The following is a 20,313-nucleotide window of genomic DNA, read 5'->3' on the forward strand; positions in this document are numbered from 1 at the left end:
TTTCCTATGTGCTCTATGTACCTATGTGGTCGCAAAACCTAAAGACGCCCTATGACTCTTGGACTTGAAACCCTTGACTATGTTATCTTCCTCATTTATTTTGTAATTGTATCGAGCTACGGCTACTGGGTATATAAACACAAAGGCAAGCAAACCGCCGATTCAAAAGACTTTTTTCTGGCCGAAGGCTCGCTGACTTGGTGGGCTATCGGTGCTTCCATCATTGCCTCCAACATTTCTGCCGAGCAGTTTATCGGCATGAGCGGGCAGGCCTTTCAGTTAGGGATTGCCATTTCGGTGTATGAATTATTAGGGGGTGTAGCGCTCATTATTGTGGCGGTGTATTTTTTGCCGATGTACCTGAACAACAAAATATATACCATGCCGCAGTTTCTTGCCAAACGCTACAATGAGCGCTTGGCGACGATCATGGCCGTATTCTGGTTGTTTTTGTACATTTTCGTCAACCTTACGTCTATCATTTACCTTGGCGCATTGAGCTTAGAGAAAATGACAGGCTTTGCATTTATGCCCTGCGCGATCTTCCTGACCACTTTTGCGGTTATTATTACCTTGGGTGGAATGAAAGTGATCGGTTATACCGACGTGATTCAGGTCGTTTGTCTGATCTTCGGCGGCTTGGCCACTACCTATTTGGCCTTAGATCTACTGTCCGATAAAGTCGGTACAGGCTCGGGCGTATTGGAAGGTTTAAGCTTAATTCGTGAAAAAGCGGACAGTCATTTACACATGATTTTCACACCCGGTCAATACCAGGTTCACGACGGACGCGGTGGTTTCATTGATGCATACAATCAGTTGCCGGGCATCATGATGTTCATCATCGGAGGGCAATGGGTGAATAACCTCAACTATTTTGGATGTAACCAATACATGACCCAACGCGCGCTTGGGGCCGACATCAACACGGCTCGTAACGGCGTATTATTTGCGGCCTTCCTGAAAATGATGATGCCGTTTATCGTTGTGTTACCCGGCTTGGCGGCTTATGTGTTGTTTCAGGAAAACGCCGATACGTCAATTGTCAATGGCATTACTCAAAACGGTATTGTAAAGCCCGACAATGCCTATCCGGTGTTGTTAAATTTGCTGCCCGTAGGTTTGAAAGGCTTGGCCTTTGCGGCTCTGACGGCGGCGATTGTGGCGAGTTTGGCCGGAAAAGCCAACAGTATCTCGACCATTTATATGCTCGACATTCACAATAAGTTTTTTAATAAAAATCTTACTGAAAAACAAACCGTTTGGACGGGACGGGTAGCCATCATCGTGGCTTTCATTATTGCCTTAATTGTAAGTCCGTTGCTGGCGAATTTTGGGCAGGCGTTTGAGTACATTCAGGTGTACACCGGCTATATTTCACCGGGAATTTTGAGCATTTTCCTCTTGGGTTTTTTCTGGAAAAAAGCCACTGCCAACGGCGCTTTGGCCGCTGCGGTATTAAGTATTGCTTTATCGGCCGTGATTGAAAACATATATCCTGAATTTCCATTCCTCAATCGCATGGGCGTAGTATTTTGGATTTGTTCGGCGGTACACGTAGCCATCAGTTTATCACAATCGAAAGGCAAGAACCAACCCAATGCTTTTGAAGTACGCCCCGAATGGTTCAAGGTGACGCCTTCGTTCCGTTACGGTGCCATTGCTGTGGTTGTGACGTTTAGCTTGATTTACTGGATTTTCTGGTAGGATTCATTAACTTTTTTCAACTTCCCGAAAGGCCGGGCACTCCCATTTAAAACTTTCAGGAAGTTGAAGAAAGTTAGTACTAAAGCCACAAAAAAGGATCTTTAGAGGCCAAATGCGTGACTTTTACATCGGCAATTTTAGGTTGCAGCCAATCAACGAACCACTCCATGCCGGGCTCTTCGCTGACGGCATGCCCAAGAACGATCAATGCAATGTTGGAACCCAGCAACCGGGCATCTCGGATGTATTCTGCCGTTTCCCATTCGGATACTTCACCCACGATCAATACATCCGGCTTTTCGGCCTCCGCTACCGAAACGTGTCGTTGACCGCCCCATGCACCGGGCAATAAAGCAACGCGTTTGCATTGCTGTTCCGGGTTGCCGATAACTTTTACGTGAGTAATTCCCAAAGATGCTTTGAGGTGTTGCACCATTTGCTGCAACGATTGAGAGGGAAGGGTTACTATAGTTTCTCCGGTTTTGAAGTAAGGAAGCCAATTGGCTTTTTTTGCCACTCCATAACTGATGGCGTCGGGAGTTAAGGCATGGCAATAATCGTGAAATCGCCAAACGGCCATTTTATGTTTTTCCAGCAACTGTTGTTTTTGCTTTACTACCGAATTGTTCTTCACCCATTCGACATCATCCCGGTGATTGTAAAAAGTTGGTTCATGAGCAATGATGAAATTGGCATCGCGCTTGGCGGCTTCTTCAATCACTGCAATCGTCGGAAACATCGTTGTAACGATTCCCGTCACTACTTGGTCAGCGTGTCCGGATTTGATGGTGTCTACCGTTAATTTTTGGATCGGCAATTGTCCTTCTTTTAAGATAAGGTGGATGATCTCCTGTACCGTAAATTGTTTTTTTGTCGGCAAAATATTTTTTGTTATTAAAGGCGAAGACATAGAAAGTACACCTGCTGATTTGACGGAATTGATAATAAACTTCCTTCGATCAAGGAAAGAATTATTGAAAACTGAATGATCCATTTTGTATTGAAGTTGTAAAGTTAGTAAGCAAATATAACAGACTGATTTTTAAGTCTTTTGTTTTGTGTAACAGGCCAAACTTCTACTATCGCCGGAATCAATTTTACATAATAAATGGTTGAACTCCAAGTGAAGTATTTCTTTTACTTTCAAGTCGGAGAATGAACTGCCTAAAGCAAAAACTCGTCCCCGAAATACAGGCGTAATTACCCCCTTACTTTGACGTTTTTGCACCCTTTTATTCTTACTGAATATGTGCAACTTTGTTCTGTCAAAAGACAGTGAATCTATCATTTTTTCAGTCTCGCAAACAATTCAAAAACAAATACAAAATGAAAAAGGACAAAATCATTTATTGGGTAGCCACCGGCTTTATTTTTCTGTTCGACACCGTAATGCCTGCCCTTACTTCTCATACTGAGCTCGCTAAAGAAGGTATCCGCCACCTTGGATATCCCGACTATTTCAGGATTCAGCTGACGGTTTTCAAGGTCATCGGCGGTTTGCTTTTAGTACTGCCGTTTGTGCCGAGCCGTTACAAAGAATGGGCATATGTAGGCTTCGGGATTTCGTTTATTTCGGCATTTATCGGTCATGGGGTCGTCGATGGTTTTAGCAATGGTCAAACCCTTTTTCCGTTGTTTGTTTTTGGGATATTGGCAGTTTCTTATGTATACTACCATAAGCTGTTGAACTACACTACAATTAGAAGCCAAAAGAAAGTGCTGTCTGCTGTTTAGGAAAACCGGTAACAATTTTTGAACGCTCCAATCTTCAAATTGGGGCGTTTTTTGTTTAATGATTTAAGCAAAGAGCCTTCTTGTTTGGCATAAAATAGAAAGATAAAATAAAGAAAATGTAAAAATTTCAGTATTGAAATAACTTAGGTTTAGATTCATTATCAGTGACTTGTCGGTAAGTTATTTTATAAATAAAATAAAGGAAAAACGTAAATGAGAGATCAGCATTTTTTGTTTTAAAAATTTACTGCATATTTAAACTGATACTGTCAAAACAAACTATTTACTCTTTACCGGTATTTAGTAAGAACATCAGCAACCATTTCATTTTTTGTACGTCTAAAACCTAAACTTTATTTCAATGCCTTCTTCCGTCCCAACGGAAGAGTTATATTAATTCATTTGTATGCAGAAATTTTCTACCTATTGCCTTTTTTTCTTCTTCGCTCTTACAGCCATTGCTCAGGAAAAAACGTCTATTGATGTCCAACTTAATCTTCAAAACCAAACAGGTTCACCTTATTTCTGTGAAGGAAGCAAAATGACCCTGATTGCGACTCCCAACGAACCGGGACTTTCATATCAATGGTTTTTGGATGGAAAACTGTCGGAGACTACAACCGCAAATACATTGCCTGTGCGCTCTGCCGGAAATTACTCAGTGACAGTCTCTAATGCTCAAATAAGCGGTACTTCATCCAAGTTAACTATCAATGCCTGTCCTGACAACAGCGCTGAAATTGCGGCGATTTGGGCACAATCCTTAAAGGATGGAAAGGGCAAACCTCCTAAAGAGATACAGTCTGCTTTTACCGCAACCATTTCATCGGCAAATCCCGTCTTGTGTAACGGCAATACGTCTGCTGCGTTGGTAGCGCAACCGCAAGGGGCACAGTACACATACCAATGGCAATATGCTTCCTGTTCAAGCTGTACTTATACCAATCAGGCAGGGCAAACCAATAACAGTCTGACCACAAGCACAACCGGTTTTTATAGAGTGGTTGTAACAGAAAACGGGACTGCCATAACCGCTAACCCTTTTCAGGTAGCTTCCGTCCCGTATGCCACTCTTACGGATCAAAGCGATAATCCAAACGGAGTCGTTACTGTAACTCCGGGCCAGAGTGCTTCATTGAAGGTAAATTTTACGGGAACGGGTCCCTTTTACTTTTCGTATAGCGATGGATCCGGTACTAAATCAGTTAGTAACATCACCTCAAATCCTTATATATTAGTGGTAACGCCTGACCAAAATCGTCGTTACAAATTAACCAGTGCAGGAAATAATTCATGTGGTATTTCAACCGGGGAGTTTATAGGAAATGTTCGTGTCGTAGTGGATCCTTCTACTTCTGTTACACTGCCGACTCCAACAAATTTGAATGTTTGCGCAGGAAGCACTATCGAAATCCCGTATACAACATTGGGAATGTGGACAGCAGCACGAAATCTGGCGGTACAATTAATCAACGAAACGGACGGTTCAGGATTAGGTACACAATCCGGGCAATCTGACAGTCCTTTGCGCGTTTCGATTCCAAGCTATTTGCCTCCATTTAGCCAATACCGTATTGGTGTACTCCCCGTTTTACCCGCCGGTGTGGCAGGACCGGTCATCAGTTCTTATATTCTGACAGTGACTAATGTTGGTTGTTTACCCAAGCCAATCGTCTATATGTCTCCTGCCAATCAAGCTTGTAATTCTGTTTATCTTTTCACCAATATTCCCGGCAGCAATAGTAACTCAAACTACCAATGGTTTCGCAATGGAATAGCCATTCCCAATACGACATCATCGGGGTTTTATGCGTATGAGTCGGGGAATTATTATGTAAAAGTAACAAATGCCACTACCAATTATAGTGATTCTTCAGCTATACAAACCGTTACATTGTTATCCTCGCAGATTACAATCACCTCTCCTAATCCTGTATTGTGTGGAAACAATACAACAGCGGTATTGACGGCAACCACGACAAATACCGGGGGGACTTGGCAATGGTATAATTACGATGTGCCGATTTCCGGCGCAACCAATGCCACTTACACGGCTTCAGGCACGGGGTATTATCAGGCAGTATATACAAATGCGGGCTGCACATCAACAGGCTCTTTTAATGTTACGAACTATGCGAATGCTACTCTTACTACACTTTCAGGAAATAGCAGCCAATCCATTCCTTTGGGAGCAGGCACCCAATTGAAAGCTACTTTTACGGGACAGGGACCGTGGACATTTCAAATGTATGACGGTTCCGGTTATAAACGCATGACAACTACCGAAAGTCCCTATTTAATTGCAATTCGACCCGAACAAAACCGTAGTTACTATTTGACAAGTATTTTATCAAGCGGTTGTACTAATACGGGATATAGTAATAACTCTGTAAATATTATTGTAGACCCAAACACAACATTTACATTGCCTACTCCCGGTACCCTAAATGTATGTGCGGGCAGCACTATTGATATTCCTTATATTACTACAGGTACTTGGACCAATGACCGTAAGCTTTATGTTGAACTGCGAGATGCCAACAACAACTATATTTCAAACACCGGCCTGGGAAGTTTTTCTGAAAATCCTATTCGTTACACATTGCCGGCGTCACTGGGTCTAAATTCTTTGATCAAAGTCAGAGTTTCTTCAGAATTACCTTATTATAATTCTCTTACAAGCAGTTACCAATTGACAGTTAGTAATATAGGTTGTCAACCTGCTGCGACGATTAGAAACAGTAGCTCAATTGTTCAGTGTGGAAATGCGTATCTCTATGCATACCCTCAAGGCAATGGCTATACATATCAATGGTTTTTGAATGGAAACAGTATTGTCGGAGCAACGGAGAGTTTTTATAGCGCATTTCAATCAGGGGCTTATACTGTACAGGTAAGCAATACTTCCAACGGATATAATTCCACTTCTACAGCTACTGCTGTTACGATAAGTATGCCCGGCGTAAGTATAACACCCTCCAATGGAGCCCTATGCAACGGTGGTCAAGTGACACTAAATGCCACTCCGTCGGATGGGGCGACCTATGATTATCAATGGTATTACAGAGCTATCGGTGAAAACGACTACTCTCTCATCAGTGGATATAATTCCGCGGATTATAACGCGGTTTTCGCAGGTTACTACTATGTTATTGTCACTCCAAAAACGGGTAATTGCTCGGTTACCTCATCCACTGTCTCTGTTTCAAATAGTGGCATGGCTACACTGACGAATGCTAATGGAAATAACTCCAATGTATTTATTTCAGTAGGTCAAACGGTACCGTTGACTGTTACAATGACAGGACAACCTCCTTTTGTATTCCAATACTCTGACGGTACCTATATCCGTCGGATAACGACTGATAATTCAACTTATACGCTTAATGTGACACCCGAGCAGAATCGTACTTACAGTTTATACGGCTTTGAAAATAGTTGCAGCAGTGGGAATGTGAATGGGTCTGTCAATGTTATCGTTGACGTGGGTACTTCAATAGTGCTTCCAACACCGGCAAATCTAAATGCCTGTGCCGGGGGGACTGTTGAAATCCCTTATACATTAACGGGTACGTGGACGGGTAATAAATATTTATACGTTACACTTGTTAACCCTGCCAATGGAGGTTTTATTACCTCTTATAGTATTAGTTCTCTTGGTAATTCTATTACCCTTCCTATACCCGCATCATTATCCATAGGCAGCAGTTTCCAGATCAGAGTTAACGCTTCCGTTCCTTATTTTACTACTGTCGTAAGTAACTATATATTTACAGTTACTTCTGCGGGGTGTATTGCTTCTCCGCAAATTCAGGAATCATTCCCAAGACAGTGTGGAACCGCGAGCTTTTCTACTCAGGGAATTTCAGGTTATTCTTACCAATGGTATAGAGACGGGGTTTTTTCGTCTTCCGGATCAAGTGGATATACAGCTACAATTAGTGGTAATTACACCGTTAGAGTGACGGGACCAAACGGCTATGATGTTACTTCGGCTCCATATACTGTTAATGCAGGCAGTATATCCAGACCTTTTATTAGCCGAACCGGAGGAACAGATTGTAGTGATGGAAGCAATTTTACCCTTTTTTCGAGCCTTACAGATCCTGCTTTTACTTATCAATGGTATTATGCACCGGTATCGAACGGACCTTTTTTGCCGGTTACGGGAGCTAACTCTTCTTCTTTGACAACCAACAAACCCGGAGGATATTTTGTGACGGTACAAAGCGGAGATTGTCAGGCAGAATCAAATAAATATTATACTTGTCCACTGTTGGTTGATTTTAAGTCGACATCTATCTGTCAGAACAGTAGCGTAACTGTAAAGTATTCTTCAAATTTTTGCTGTTATTCTGATATTAAGCTTTCTCTTCACTTGGTAGACGCAACTTCGGGAAATAGTGTGGTCAGTAATATCGCATCTTTGACCGGTTATTCTTCCTATACCTTTGCAAATGTGATCATTCCTTCTTCCGTTCCTACGGGTACCTATCGGTTTGTTATCACTTCAGGCAACCCTACATATATAAGTCCTAAGAGTATCGGTATACTGACAATTACAAATAATCTGGCTCCGACTCCTCCTGTAATAACTGCTTCTCCGAGTTCTGTATCGCCCGGTCAAGGTACAACTTTAACGGCATCTAACTGCAATGGCACCATTCGTTGGATCGATAATGGTATCTTGCCGGCTATTCGTTCCGTTACACCTAACGGAACTGCTGCTTACTCAGCGATATGTCTTGATGTAAATGGCTGTATATCGTCAGAAGGTTCTGTTACTGTTACAACAGAGTGTGACCCTCTGGAACCGAATAATACCTATTTATCTGCAACTCATACAAATAATGGGAGTTATTTAAGTCCTGAAGTTTGTCTCGATTCAAAAAATGATGTAGATTGGTATACCTATGTGTATAACAATAAAGTCTTTTACATCAATGTGGTTTCGGTAAGTAATGTTTATAGTTATTATAAGTTATCGATCAACGTTGTAAATGATTCACTGCGCATTGAAACTTTGCCGAGCAGTGGTTCGTATCTTTTTACGTATGTAAGATTATACGCTGATAACGGTACAACGCTTTTAGGCTCAGACTATGACAGCGGAGTGAATTATTTCTCACTGTTAAAATACAAACTTCCATCCCCCTGCCCCTCTGTATTGAGTTTATATTCAACAATTTTGGATATAGCTCCCGGTCAGACCAATACCGCCAAAGCGTTGCAAATCAACGCCACTAATAAAATCGGCGATGGAGCTACGGCCAATTACTATGGGCAAAATTCTGTACTGCTGTCGCCGGGATTTCAGACAAATTTAAGTACCGGCGGGAGTTTTAATGCAATAATTCAAGGCTGTAATTAGATCAGAATAACTTATTGTGTAATGCCGATCGGGGTAGCCTTAAAAGTAAACAGGCTACCCCGATTGACATTTTTTAAGCGTGTTTTGGATTAAAAAATTCCCAACTGTAACTTGCATCAAACGCCGCAATTTCAACCTTTTGACCGATGACAAGAAGAGAATTTTCACAGGATGTATTGACTGCTTTAACGAGTATTGCTTTTCTGGATACATTGTTTCAGCAGCAGTTGTTTGCGCATTCTGTAAAGCCCATTGCCACCCAATGGTTGAGAGAAATGCACGTTCTGTGTCAGGATCTGAAAACGCACTCTATTACACCGGCGGTGTGGCAGCAAAGAATAGATGCGTTTTATCACAAACTTCCCTTGGAGGACCTGATGAAAGTGATTGATTTTGAGAAAGCCATTTCAAACTTCAATTACCCTGATTTGGGCGTTGTAACCAAAGACCCTGTACTGCCGAAAGTAGAAGGAATTTCTGAAAAATATTCATTTATCGGGCGGGTTTTTGGAATGAGGAAAGACCGTGCCATTATTCCGCACGGTCATCAAAACATGACCTCATGCCATAGAGTACTGAAAGGAGAATTTCTGTTGCGGCAATATGATCGAATTCGGGATGAAGGCGATGCTATGTTGATCAAACAAACCATCGAAGAAACGGGAAAAGCAGGTAGCTTTTCGTCCATTTCAGACGTTAAAAACAATATTCACTGGCTGGTTGCGACCACCGAACGGGCGTATACATTTGATGTGATCGTGGTGGGCCTCAACGAAAAGCCCACCGAAATCGACAATATTGATATGTACAATGCCGTAAAAATGGGCAAAGAGCTATTGAAAGTCAAGAAGATAAACGTAGACGAAGCACTGAAAAAATACGGTAAATCTCACCATTGACATACTACCTTTATTGTGCACTTCTGTCCTGCTCGTGAATCGTTTCGATCAGTTTCTGTAATGCAGCGTGTCGCTCAGTGGTTGTTTCCGGAAACGACATATTCATGTTTTTGAGTTCTTCGATCAGGATCTGACCTACGATCAATCGCATGTTTTTCTTGTCGTCGGCGGGCACCACATACCACGGCGCCTTTTCGGTAGCGGTAGCATTGATGGCTTCTTCGTAAGCGTGCATGTATTCTTTCCATTTGGCGCGCTCTTTAATATCGTCTTCTTCGAACTTCCAATTTTTGGTAGGGTCTTCGATCCGCTCGATGAGCTGCTTTCCCTGTTCCAGCTGTGAGATATTTAAGAAGATCTTAACAACACGGATGCCATTGTGATAAAGGTACTTTTCAAAATTGCCGATATCATTGTAGCGCTGTTTCCATACTTTATCCAAATCTTTGGTCAGTTCCTTCGGCAGCTTTTGGGAGTTCGTTAGAATTTCAGGATGCACTTTAACAACCAAGACCTCTTCGTAATGGCTTCGGTTGAAAATGGTAATATCGCCGCGTTGGGGTAAATGCTGTATGTGTCGCCACAAAAAATCATGATCCAACTCGTTGTCGGAAGGACGCTTGAACGATTGAATTTTTACACCTATGGGATTTACTCCCGACAATACGTGCTTAATAGTGCTATCCTTTCCGGCGGCATCCATGGCTTGAAAAATGACCAATAGCCCGTAGCGATTGTGGGCGTACATAAGGCTCTGAAGTTGGTCAATTTCGGTACGAAACTCTTCCAACTGAGAGGCATAATCTGCTTTATCTTTATAGAGGTCGTTTATTTTAGTAGCTGCTTTTTTATGATGGAAAGGCCGGCTGCCATCGTACCGAAAATTGTCTGACTTGAATGATTTGGACATTGTGAAACGGTTAAATTTGAGTGCTGAAAGGCATATATTTGTGCAAAAGGCCCGAATACACGCCATCCGATAACTTTCTTTTGCTAAGATGTTCTTTTTTTTTAGTTTAACAGTAAAAAATAGAAATTATCTGTTCTTTATAGGGAGCCATAATGAAATACCGGGTATATTTTATGTTGATTTAAGTTATAATGAAAGTTTGGCGCTGATTTTGTTGAGTATTATCAGGTAGGAAGATACCAGTACTGTTATAACAATTTCAACGCTAAACAACATCTTAGTCATTCTCGATAAATGACTGATTGCCGTTTCTATCTATGAAAATCTCTATTGCCACTTGGCTGCTTATTGGATCATCTGTTACGATCCTATTAGGAGTTTTTTTGGGCGTTTCGTTTTTTAATACAATTCAACGTCAATCGGAAGAAGCGTATTGGGTAAAAGAAAAGCGCGAAACGGCTGATCAACTCATTACGCTTGAGAAACTCTTAGTCGATATGGAAACAGGACAAAGGGCTTTTCGGGGTACCAACGAAAAGAAATTCCTTATTCCCTATACCCAAGCACAACTGAACATTGGGCATGTGATGGATAAGTTAACCCAACTTCTGCAAAACAATCCCCGAAAACTTGCCACGCTGGAGCAGATACAGCAGTCGGTGCACACATTGTTGCAATTGTGGCTGTTAACTCCTGACAACACCCTTACTTTAAGCAGAGAAGCCATGATCGAACTTACTGCAAAAGAGATGAAAGAAATGGATAGGGTAAGATTCTTGGTAAAAAAAATATACAGTACCGAACAGTATGAGTTGATTCAACGGGAAAATGCCATTCAGGCGGATGTTGAAAATGTAACAAGAGAGACAGTTCTGGGGACTTTGTTACTGTTTTTACTGGCCGCCGTACTGACTTATTTTTATTTTTTGGAATTTAAGAGCCGCCGAAAGATCGAGAACCAGCTCAGCAAAAATGTAACTGAACTGGAAGGACTTAATCATTCCATCAATGATCGAAATTGGTACTTGGCCGGATTGACCGTTATCAATGACTCCCTACAAAATATCGACGAACTTGAAGCCCTTGGCTCTGCCGGCCTGAAATCAATTATGGACTACCTGGAACTGCCTGCCAGCGGTTTTTATACGTTTAATGAAGAAGAACAAAAACTGGTATTAACTGCTTCAGTTGCTTTGTCTTCGCAGACGCCTCAATCGTATTCATTGGGAGAAGGATTGGTAGGACGGTCGGCTACCGAAAGACAATTACGTATAACCAAGTCAGTACCTTTGCCGTATTGGGCTATTGAGTCGGGAAGCGGGGCTGCTGCCCCGGGTGAGATCATGTGTATACCGCTTTGGTATGGAAAAGAATTGAAAGGAGTTATTGAACTGGCATCTTTTACGCCGTTTGAAGACCGGCATAAGGAGCTTTTAAAACGAATAGCTAAAGATATATCATTGTCAATTAATGCAATACAGGCAAAGCTTAAAGTAGTGGGTCTGTTGGAGCAATTGAAAGTACAAACCGAAGCGTTGAAAAATCAGCAGGATGAATTACGCCGGGCGAATGAAGAACTGTCGCGTCAAACGGAAAGCCTGTTGGCATCGGAAGAAGAACTGCGTGTACAGGAAGAAGAACTGCGCCATATAAATTCAGAACTGGAAGAGCAGAACGAAGCGGTAGAAGTGGCCAGACAGTCGTTGGCGCTGAAAGCGAAGGAGTTGGAAGTAACGAGTGCGTACAAATCAGAGTTTTTGGCAAATATGTCGCACGAGTTGCGTACGCCACTGAACAGTGTATTGATCTTGGCCAACCTGTTATCAGAAAATAAATCAAATAACCTGACTGCCAAGCAGGTAGAATACGCCAAAGTGATTCAAAAGTCAGGGACGGATCTCTTGAAATTGATCAATGATATTCTGGATCTATCGAAAATTGAAGCCGGAAAGGTTGATTTTCAGTTTGAAAGCGTACCGGTTAAACACATCACTCGCGATATCAAACAATTGTTCAGCGTGGTGGCCGAAGAAAAAGGCGTGACATTTACAACGAATGTAGATGCATCCGTTCCCACGGCTCTTCACACCGACAAGCAGCGACTGGAACAGATCATTCAGAACCTGCTGTCAAATGCATTTAAGTTTACCCCTAAAAATGGTAAGATCACGCTTTCTTTTACAGCGTTGGAACCTAAGAATGAATATTCTACCGAGGCGTTGAGAAAGGCAGAGCAAGTCCTGCTGATGAGTGTTGCTGATAACGGAGTTGGGATTCCGGCCGAAAAACAACAACTCATTTTTGAAGCTTTTCAACAGGCTGATGGCTCTACCAGTCGCAAATATGGCGGAACAGGCCTGGGTCTTTCCATTATCAAAGAATTGGTAAAACGCCTGGGCGGAGAGGTAAGATTACAAAGTGAAGTAGGCAAAGGCAGTACTTTTTTTGTCTATATTCCACTCAGCTTCAAACCGGTTGATGTATCGGCACCAACTCCTGAACCGTTGCCTGCCGAAGAAAGACAGCCTTTTACCATGACTGAATTTCATAAAAATGTAGTGGCTCAAACGAAGATTGAAGATGACCGCGATGTGATCGACAACCGAGATTTCGTGATTTTGATCATTGAGGATGACCCCATATTTGCCGGCATTGTCCGAGATCTGGCGCGTGATAAAAAATATAAAGTAATCGTGGCATTGCAGGGCGATGAAGGAATGTACTATGCCCAAAAATACAAGCCTTCGGCAATCATTTTGGATGTACAGTTACCGATCGTGGATGGGCAGAGTATTCTCTCATGGATCAAAAATGACGAACAGTTAAAGCATATTCCCGTGCACGTTATTTCCGGATCTGATGCTTCTCGTTTATCATTACAGGGAGCACAGGCGTTTATCCAAAAACCCGTCAAAACCCAGGATCTGGAGAAAGTTTTCAATTTGCTGGAAGCGCAATTGAACGTTGAAATTAAGAAAGTGCTGATAGTGGCAGGAGAGTACATCCAACGAAATTCCATCGGTCAGGTACTTGGAAAACGCTATCCTGATCTGAAATGGGAAGTTGTTGCCTCTGAACAGGATGCAACCGATAAAATTATGGATGAGAGCTATGATTGCCTGATCGTGGATATGCGTAAAAACCTGAAGGTGGGCATTGAGAAACTGGGCCGTTTGAAAGAACCGAAGGAATCACAAGCGCTGCCTGTGATTGTTTACATTGATGAAGACCTCAACCCAATTGAAGAGCGTCAACTGAGAAAGTTGTCAAATGTAATCATCAGAGAGTCTACACAATCCATGGAACGATTGATGGACGAATTGGAACTGTTTCTTTTTAAAGTTCAGGAAGTGGAATCCAAAAAACTGCCTCAACCGGCGGCGGCATTCAGTAATCGGGGGTTGGAAGGGAAGAAGGTCTTGCTGGTAGATGATGACATGCGTAATGTGTTTGCACTGAGCACATTGTTGGAAGACCAACATATGAAGGTGATTACGGCAGACAATGGAAGAGAGGCATTGGAAGTGCTACAGCAAAATCCGGATACCGATATTGTATTAATGGATATCATGATGCCCGAAATGGATGGGTATGAGGCTACTTCCAGAATTCGGAATGATCTGCGGTTGGCCAAATTGCCGATCATAGCCTTGACGGCGAAAGCAATGCCGGAAGACCGAGAGAAAGTAATTGCGGCAGGAGCATCTGATTATATCACTAAACCGGTAGATACAGGGCAACTTTTTTCATTGATGCGGGTGTGGTTGTCATAATAAACGATGGATTCACAAACACAACTTACTACCGAAGAATTAAACGAGATCATTCATCTCATCCATACTCAACACGGGTATGATTTCAACGATTATGCCCGTGCTTCCCTACTGCGACGTGTAACGCGTTGCATGAATATTGCAGGATTTAAAACAAGTTATGAACTGAAATACCATTTGACCAATGATAAATCTTTTTTTGCCTGGTTTTTAGAAACCCTGACGGTCAATGTTACAGAGATGTTCAGAGACCCATTATTTTATAAGGATCTGCGCGATAAAGTACTTCCAACGCTTGCATCCTATCCTATTATTAAGATATGGCATGCCGGTTGTGCTACGGGAGAGGAAGTATACTCAATGTCTATTCTTTTGCAGGAAGCAGGATTACTCAATCGCACAAGATTGTATGCTACCGATCTCAACCCGGTCAATTTAGAAAAAGCACGTCAGGGAATCATTCCTTTAAAACAGATCAAAGACTATACCACAAATTACATTAAATCGGGTGGGCAAAACGATTTTTCTTCCTACTATACTGCACAGTACGACAATGCCATCATTCGGAAAGAATACCGTGAATGTGTCGTTTTCGCCCAACATAACTTAGCTGTAGATCAGGTATTTAATGAATTTCAATTGATATGCTGCCGAAATGTAATGATCTATTTCAATCATGATCTACAGAACCGGGCCATTCATTTGTTTCACGACAGTTTGTCTCCTTTAGGGTATTTAGCGCTTGGAATCAAGGAGTCGTTACTGTTTACGGATATAAAGCAGCAGTTTGAATCGGTCAACCCGGCGACTCGTATCTACCGGCGGAAAAAATAAAACAAGATGACACAAAATGGCGTTGATATTGTTGTAATTGGCGGCTCAGCGGGAAGTATTTCCGTGCTCAGTGAGTTGATAGAAGCCCTTCCCGCTCCTTTTAATTTTAAAGTTATCATTGTTCTTCACCGCTCCAAAAACGTAATTAGTGAGATGGAACAGATTCTTGATGTAAAACGAAAAGAAATTATTGTGAAAGAACCCGATGATAAAGAACCTATCCAAAAAAATTGCGTTTATTTGGCTCCTCAAAACTATCATCTGTTGATTGAAGCCACCCATTCCTTTTGTTTAGATTATTCGGAACCGGTATCTTATAGCCGGCCTTCAATAGATGTTACTTTTGAAAGTATCGCGGAAATATATACTGAAAAGGCAGTAGCGATTCTGTTGAGCGGAGCAAACAGAGATGGTTCACGGGGAATGGCTGAGATTATTGCGAGGGGTGGGGCCGGTATTGTGCAGGACCCATCTACGGCCGAATATCCTGTAATGCCTCAATTTGCCCTTGATAATAATACCGGCGTACAAGCACTGACACCTTTCCAAATTTCCGCTTTCTTACAGACACTGAACGTATAATTAAATTTGAAAATGTTAAACCCTAATCGCGACTTTACAATTCTTTTGGTCGACGACCGAGAAGAAAACTTATTGGCCCTTGAAGAAATGCTGGCCGATGAGAACAGGGTTTTTATCAAAGCAACTTCCGGAAATCAAGCCTTGCGTCATGCACTCAAAAATGACAATATCGGTCTGATCATGCTGGATGTGCAAATGCCTGAAATGGACGGATTTGAAGTAGCCAGATTGCTGAAAACCAATCAAAAAACAAAGAATATCTCCATTATTTTTGTAACGGCCATCAACAAAGAAGAGCATTATATGCTGAAAGGATTTGATGAAGGAGCGGTAGATTATCTTCAAAAACCGTTGGATATCAATGTTACTAAAGCAAAAGTGAAGGTTTTTCAGCATTTATACCAATACCAACAGGAGCTGAAGTATACTGCCATTGAACTCCAAAGGATCAACCAACAACTGGAAAAATTTGCCTTTATTATCGCTCACGATATGAAATCGCCCCTTACGGGTTTGATCGGGGCGTTATCATTGCTGGAATTAAATGATGACGGCGACCTATCTCCCGAAGAATGCAAAGAGTATATCTCTCATTCCAAAGAAGCGGCACTTTATCTTTCCAATATGATCAATGCGCTGCTTGATTATTCACGAAAAAGTATTGCCGATCAAACAATGGAGGAGGTGAGTGTTCAGGAAATGGTCGAAGAAGTAGTGCATAATTTGTTTTTACCTCCTCATATTACCTTTAAAATCATCGGGACCTTGCCTGTTTTATGGACTAAAAAACTGAAACTTCAGCAGGTATTTCAAAATCTGATCAGTAACGCTTTTAAATATAACAATAAACCCGATGCTCTCATTGAGTTAGGATGCAAAGACAGAGGCGATCTGTTCGAATTTTTTGTGCGGGATAATGGACCCGGTATTCCTTTTCAGGATCATGAAAATATATTTAAATTTTTCAGGACCTCTATCAATATGGCTACAACGGAGAGCAGTACAGGGGTGGGACTTTCTATTTTGAAATTATTGGTCGAGGAACAGGGCGGTAAAATTTGGGTAAACTCAGATCCCAGTCAGGGAAGCATTTTTTATTTTGAATGGAAAAAATAAATATTTTCATTTAAAACAAAATTTTCACCGCTGTTGGAAAGCCAAAGTGGATTTTGTTAAAAATATACCAATAATTTAAAACAGCAGACTTGCCTTTTTGGGTTATTATCTTGGTAAATGCAAATACAATATATACATGAATTGAAGTGGGTCAAGTCAAAAGAATTAATAGGTAACAAATCATTTGATTTAATTCAAAAAGGGTATATTTGTTGTGCCTATACTGCTATAAATTGCGAATCAGATACAGATTGGCATTTAGGGCGGTTGCATGGAATAGGAAAAAAACAATAAATTATTCACTAATTATATAAGTTTGTGTTGAAAAAGTAATAATAGTTAGAAAAAACATTCGAAAAGTATCAATTGTAGACTGATCGTACATTTTATAGATACGCTCCCTAACTCCATAATCCGCTTAGCATTACTCGTTATAAATAGTACAATTTACGTTATGAACCTACCATAAACGAGCTTAAGCATGAGTCACAATTGGAATAAAAACATCAATTTATTAAAAATAATAATTTAAAAGACATATTAATTATAACAAACGTATGTTTATCAAGTTAGACAAATGGCAGTTGTGACTAATTAGTATAATTTTGTTCGCCTTATAAGTATACCTAGCATTGCCCTTCAATTATCTCTAAATACCTGAAAATGTGAAGTATGGGAATGGCCTGAAGTAGATGAGCCGGCTGCGAAATACAAATATTTGGAATAATTGTTGTAGTTGAAACAGTACATTTCAAGATACATAACCTGAAGTATTTATAACTATTTTCAACGTTTGATGAAGCAAATACTAAAAAAATTCAGTACTCATGACTAACCGTTACAATGTCCTTATTGTGGAAGATGATGCGTTCATTCGTAAAGTTCTCCGTCAATCTTTAAAAAATGATTTTGAAGTAACAACTCACATTAATGGAATAGAAGCGATGAGTTGGTTGGAACAGGGAAACCCTGTCGATGTTATTCTGACCGACCTTCAGATGCCCTACTTAAACGGTCAGGATTTGATTCGAACGATACGGGCCAGCCCAATGTTCAAAAATTTGCCCATTATTATACTGTCTACCTTCGATGACAGTAATACCCGCATAGCCTGTCTGGAATTGGGAGCCGATGACTTTATGACCAAACCTTTCAATCCTCTGGAAGTAAAAGCGAAGGTGTTGGCCGTAATGCGGCGAACGAAGTAACCTGCAATAGGCATTGTTTGTTTGTAGAAAGTTTCTTTATTCCGGCATTTTATACCTTGAGAAAAGCAAATGGAGGCAGAACCAGGTAAAAAGGGCTCGTTTCGAGTAATGTATATTGAAAACGATCCCCAAGGCATATCACTGTTAAACAAAGATTTCGGAGCGTTGGTCGAGGTTATAACGGAGTCGAATCATACAGAAGCGCTTGATTATTTAGAGATGGGAAATCCGGTCGATCTGATTATTTGTCATGATTCGGCAAGTTGTCCTGATTTTTTGAAATCACTGCGCAATAAGGCTTATTTTCAATCTATACCGGTCATTTTGTTTAAATCGAATGAAGGGGCTGATCCTAAAATAGTTCAGGGGCAAGTCATTGATGTATTTACCTGGCCTTATCCCCTTGAAGCACTTCGAATCAGGCTTAACTACCTCGTTCAGAAAAAACAATATACAGAGGCCGCCCGAGTTCCTTATAAACCAACGCGGGTTCGAAGCCCATTCGGAAAAAGGGCTTTTGATATTGCCGTTTCGGCAACGGCGCTTTTGATGCTGTCGCCGATATTGACGGTGGTTGCCGTTTTGGTAAAAATGGATTCTAAAGGGCCGATATTTTACCGCTCCAAGCGGGTGGGGATGGGGTATCGTATTTTCGATATGTATAAATTTCGAACCATGCGTACCGATGCCGACAAGATGTTGGCTAATATGGCCTCACTAAACATGTATAATGTAGCTCCCGCAGTTGCTGTCAGCAATTTATGTGAAGAGTGCCAACTTGCAGGGACTGATTGCCAACGAATTTTATTTTTAGATAAAGAACAAATTTGCGAGAAACTTTACCACCAAAAGCAAAAGTCAAAGGCTACTTTTTCCAAATTTAAAGAAGACCCGCGCGTCACCAAATTGGGGAAATTTCTGCGAAATACCAGTATTGACGAACTTCCTCAGTTGTTTAATATCCTGATAGGAGATATGTCGTTTGTGGGAAATCGTCCTTTACCTCCTTACGAAGCAGAAAAGCTCACCTCTACGGGATATGCCCGCAGATTTGCGGCTCCCGCCGGCCTTACCGGCCTTTGGCAGGTAACAAAACGGGGAAAATCAAAGGTTTCAGATCTTGAACGTATTCAATTGGATGTACTTTACGCCAAAAAATACTCGTTCAAAACAGATCTGATCATCATGATCAAAACGGTTAAGGCAGTTTTTCAAAAAGAAAACGTATGAGCGCGCTGCCACTTGTCTCGTTTATAACCATCAATTACAATCAGGCACAGGTTACGTGTGATATGTTGGAATCAACCCGGACACTGACCTATCCCAATGTAGAAATAATTGTAGTAGACAATGGTTCGGTGGAAGATCCCACACCGCTGATTGAAAAAGGTAATTATCCTAACGTTAAAATAATTCTGACCAAGGCCAATTTAGGCTTCTCGGGAGGAAATAACGCAGGAATTAAACAGGCGAAAGGCGAGTATTTTTTTTTGCTGAACAACGATACTATCGTTACGCCGACCCTTGTAGAGGACCTGCTGGCTCCTTTTGCCACCGATCCTTCCATTGGGATGACTTGCCCTAAAATCCGTTACCACGATCATCCTTCCATTCTTCAATATGCGGGGTATAGACCACTGGACCGCCTCACGGGCAGAACATGGGCCATTGGTTTGCAGGAAGAAGATAAAGGGCAACATGATGTTTCCGGCCCCACGCCCTTCGCCCACGGAGCTGCAATGATGGTACGTCGGGAGGTGATCGAAAAAGCAGGCTCTCTGGAAGACAGTTATTTCTTATACTATGAAGAACTGGATTGGTCGGCGCGTATTTGGCGGGCCGGATTCAAGATATATTACGAGGCCAAAGCCTTGATCTACCACCGGGAATCCATGAGCGTAGGAAAAGCCAATCCGCTGAAAGTGTACTATCATACGCGCAATCGCTTGCTTTTTATGCGTAGAAATGTAACCGGAATGACATTGGCTACGTTTTGCTTATACTACTTTCTTCTGGCCTTACCCAAAGCCACGCTGGTTCACTTAGTGCGCGGACAAACCAACTACCTGAAAGCCATCAAAGATGCCGTGGCATGGAATCTGACGCATAAGGTAGACCAAAACGGAGACATTATTCCGTCGGTACTGTTGGATAAACCTTACAAAATATAACTCCTGCA

General features: G+C 41.6%; 13 protein-coding genes. 11 read left to right on the forward strand and 2 right to left on the reverse strand.

What is annotated here, in order from left to right; translation table 11 throughout:
* The first annotated feature begins 51 nt into the window (after positions 1-51).
* Positions 52-1,707 (forward strand): sodium/sugar symporter, encoded by a 1,656-nt coding sequence (locus tag ACQY73_RS29620; protein ID WP_428657786.1) that lies wholly within the window; start codon positions 52-54, stop codon positions 1,705-1,707.
* A gap of 79 nt (positions 1,708-1,786) precedes the next feature.
* On the opposite strand, the gene ACQY73_RS29625 is transcribed toward ACQY73_RS29620, so the two are convergent.
* A complete protein-coding gene (locus tag ACQY73_RS29625) occupies positions 1,787-2,701 on the reverse strand; it encodes a Nif3-like dinuclear metal center hexameric protein (RefSeq protein ID WP_428657787.1) in 915 nt (304 codons plus the stop codon).
* 332 nt (positions 2,702-3,033) lie between these two features.
* Here ACQY73_RS29625 and ACQY73_RS29630 point away from each other — a divergent pair, with 332 nt between their 5' ends.
* The 3 genes from ACQY73_RS29630 (at position 3,034) to ACQY73_RS29640 (ending at position 9,711) form a co-directional block, all read left to right on the forward strand.
* Complete coding sequence (locus tag ACQY73_RS29630; RefSeq protein ID WP_428657788.1) at positions 3,034-3,441, forward strand: DoxX family protein; 408 nt, start codon at positions 3,034-3,036, stop codon at positions 3,439-3,441.
* Positions 3,442-3,847: 406 nt separating this feature from the next.
* Positions 3,848-8,812 carry a 3-coathanger stack domain-containing protein gene (locus tag ACQY73_RS29635; RefSeq protein ID WP_428657789.1) on the forward strand — a complete coding sequence of 1,655 codons (4,965 nt, stop codon included), beginning with the start codon at positions 3,848-3,850 and terminating at the stop codon, positions 8,810-8,812.
* 146 nt (positions 8,813-8,958) lie between these two features.
* A complete protein-coding gene (locus tag ACQY73_RS29640) occupies positions 8,959-9,711 on the forward strand; it encodes a hypothetical protein (RefSeq protein WP_428657790.1) in 753 nt (250 codons plus the stop codon).
* A gap of 10 nt (positions 9,712-9,721) precedes the next feature.
* Here ACQY73_RS29640 and ACQY73_RS29645 read toward each other — a convergent pair whose 3' ends face one another.
* A complete protein-coding gene (locus ACQY73_RS29645) occupies positions 9,722-10,621 on the reverse strand; it encodes a PPK2 family polyphosphate kinase (protein ID WP_428657791.1) in 900 nt (299 codons plus the stop codon).
* 317 nt (positions 10,622-10,938) lie between these two features.
* Between ACQY73_RS29645 and ACQY73_RS29650 the strand changes: the two genes are divergently transcribed.
* From ACQY73_RS29650 to ACQY73_RS29680, 7 genes are all read left to right on the forward strand, one after another.
* Positions 10,939-14,394 (forward strand): response regulator, encoded by a 3,456-nt coding sequence (locus ACQY73_RS29650; protein ID WP_428657792.1) that lies wholly within the window; start codon positions 10,939-10,941, stop codon positions 14,392-14,394.
* 6 nt (positions 14,395-14,400) lie between these two features.
* Positions 14,401-15,228: a CheR family methyltransferase gene (locus ACQY73_RS29655; protein WP_428657793.1), complete on the forward strand. Its 828-nt coding sequence runs from the start codon at positions 14,401-14,403 to the stop codon at positions 15,226-15,228.
* Positions 15,229-15,234: 6 nt separating this feature from the next.
* Positions 15,235-15,810, forward strand: a complete 576-nt coding sequence (locus ACQY73_RS29660; RefSeq protein WP_428657794.1) for a chemotaxis protein CheB — start codon at positions 15,235-15,237, stop codon at positions 15,808-15,810.
* A gap of 12 nt (positions 15,811-15,822) precedes the next feature.
* Positions 15,823-16,926, forward strand: a complete 1,104-nt coding sequence (locus tag ACQY73_RS29665) for a sensor histidine kinase (RefSeq protein WP_428657795.1) — start codon at positions 15,823-15,825, stop codon at positions 16,924-16,926.
* 827 nt (positions 16,927-17,753) lie between these two features.
* Positions 17,754-18,134, forward strand: a complete 381-nt coding sequence (locus ACQY73_RS29670; RefSeq protein WP_428657796.1) for a response regulator — start codon at positions 17,754-17,756, stop codon at positions 18,132-18,134.
* Positions 18,135-18,203: 69 nt separating this feature from the next.
* A complete protein-coding gene (locus tag ACQY73_RS29675; RefSeq protein ID WP_428657797.1) occupies positions 18,204-19,364 on the forward strand; it encodes a sugar transferase in 1,161 nt (386 codons plus the stop codon).
* A complete protein-coding gene (locus tag ACQY73_RS29680; RefSeq protein WP_428657798.1) occupies positions 19,361-20,305 on the forward strand; it encodes a glycosyltransferase family 2 protein in 945 nt (314 codons plus the stop codon). Before ACQY73_RS29675 ends, ACQY73_RS29680 begins: the two co-directional genes overlap by 4 nt.
* Positions 20,306-20,313 lie beyond the last annotated feature (8 nt).

This window comes from Runella sp. (assembly GCF_965279615.1).
Lineage (GTDB): Bacteria > Bacteroidota > Bacteroidia > Cytophagales > Spirosomataceae > Runella.

Bases quoted from the DNA above. Each gene is read 5' to 3' on its own strand.
- ACQY73_RS29620 (WP_428657786.1), top strand. From the start codon at position 52: ATGACTCTTGGACTTGAAACCCTTGACTATGTTATCTTCCTCATTTAT.
- ACQY73_RS29625 (WP_428657787.1), bottom strand. From the start codon at position 2,701: ATGGATCATTCAGTTTTCAATAATTCTTTCCTTGATCGAAGGAAGTTT.
- ACQY73_RS29630 (WP_428657788.1), top strand. From the start codon at position 3,034: ATGAAAAAGGACAAAATCATTTATTGGGTAGCCACCGGCTTTATTTTT.
- ACQY73_RS29635 (WP_428657789.1), top strand. From the start codon at position 3,848: ATGCAGAAATTTTCTACCTATTGCCTTTTTTTCTTCTTCGCTCTTACA.
- ACQY73_RS29640 (WP_428657790.1), top strand. From the start codon at position 8,959: ATGACAAGAAGAGAATTTTCACAGGATGTATTGACTGCTTTAACGAGT.
- ACQY73_RS29645 (WP_428657791.1), bottom strand. From the start codon at position 10,621: ATGTCCAAATCATTCAAGTCAGACAATTTTCGGTACGATGGCAGCCGG.
- ACQY73_RS29650 (WP_428657792.1), top strand. From the start codon at position 10,939: ATGAAAATCTCTATTGCCACTTGGCTGCTTATTGGATCATCTGTTACG.
- ACQY73_RS29655 (WP_428657793.1), top strand. From the start codon at position 14,401: ATGGATTCACAAACACAACTTACTACCGAAGAATTAAACGAGATCATT.
- ACQY73_RS29660 (WP_428657794.1), top strand. From the start codon at position 15,235: ATGACACAAAATGGCGTTGATATTGTTGTAATTGGCGGCTCAGCGGGA.
- ACQY73_RS29665 (WP_428657795.1), top strand. From the start codon at position 15,823: ATGTTAAACCCTAATCGCGACTTTACAATTCTTTTGGTCGACGACCGA.
- ACQY73_RS29670 (WP_428657796.1), top strand. From the start codon at position 17,754: ATGACTAACCGTTACAATGTCCTTATTGTGGAAGATGATGCGTTCATT.
- ACQY73_RS29675 (WP_428657797.1), top strand. From the start codon at position 18,204: ATGGAGGCAGAACCAGGTAAAAAGGGCTCGTTTCGAGTAATGTATATT.
- ACQY73_RS29680 (WP_428657798.1), top strand. From the start codon at position 19,361: ATGAGCGCGCTGCCACTTGTCTCGTTTATAACCATCAATTACAATCAG.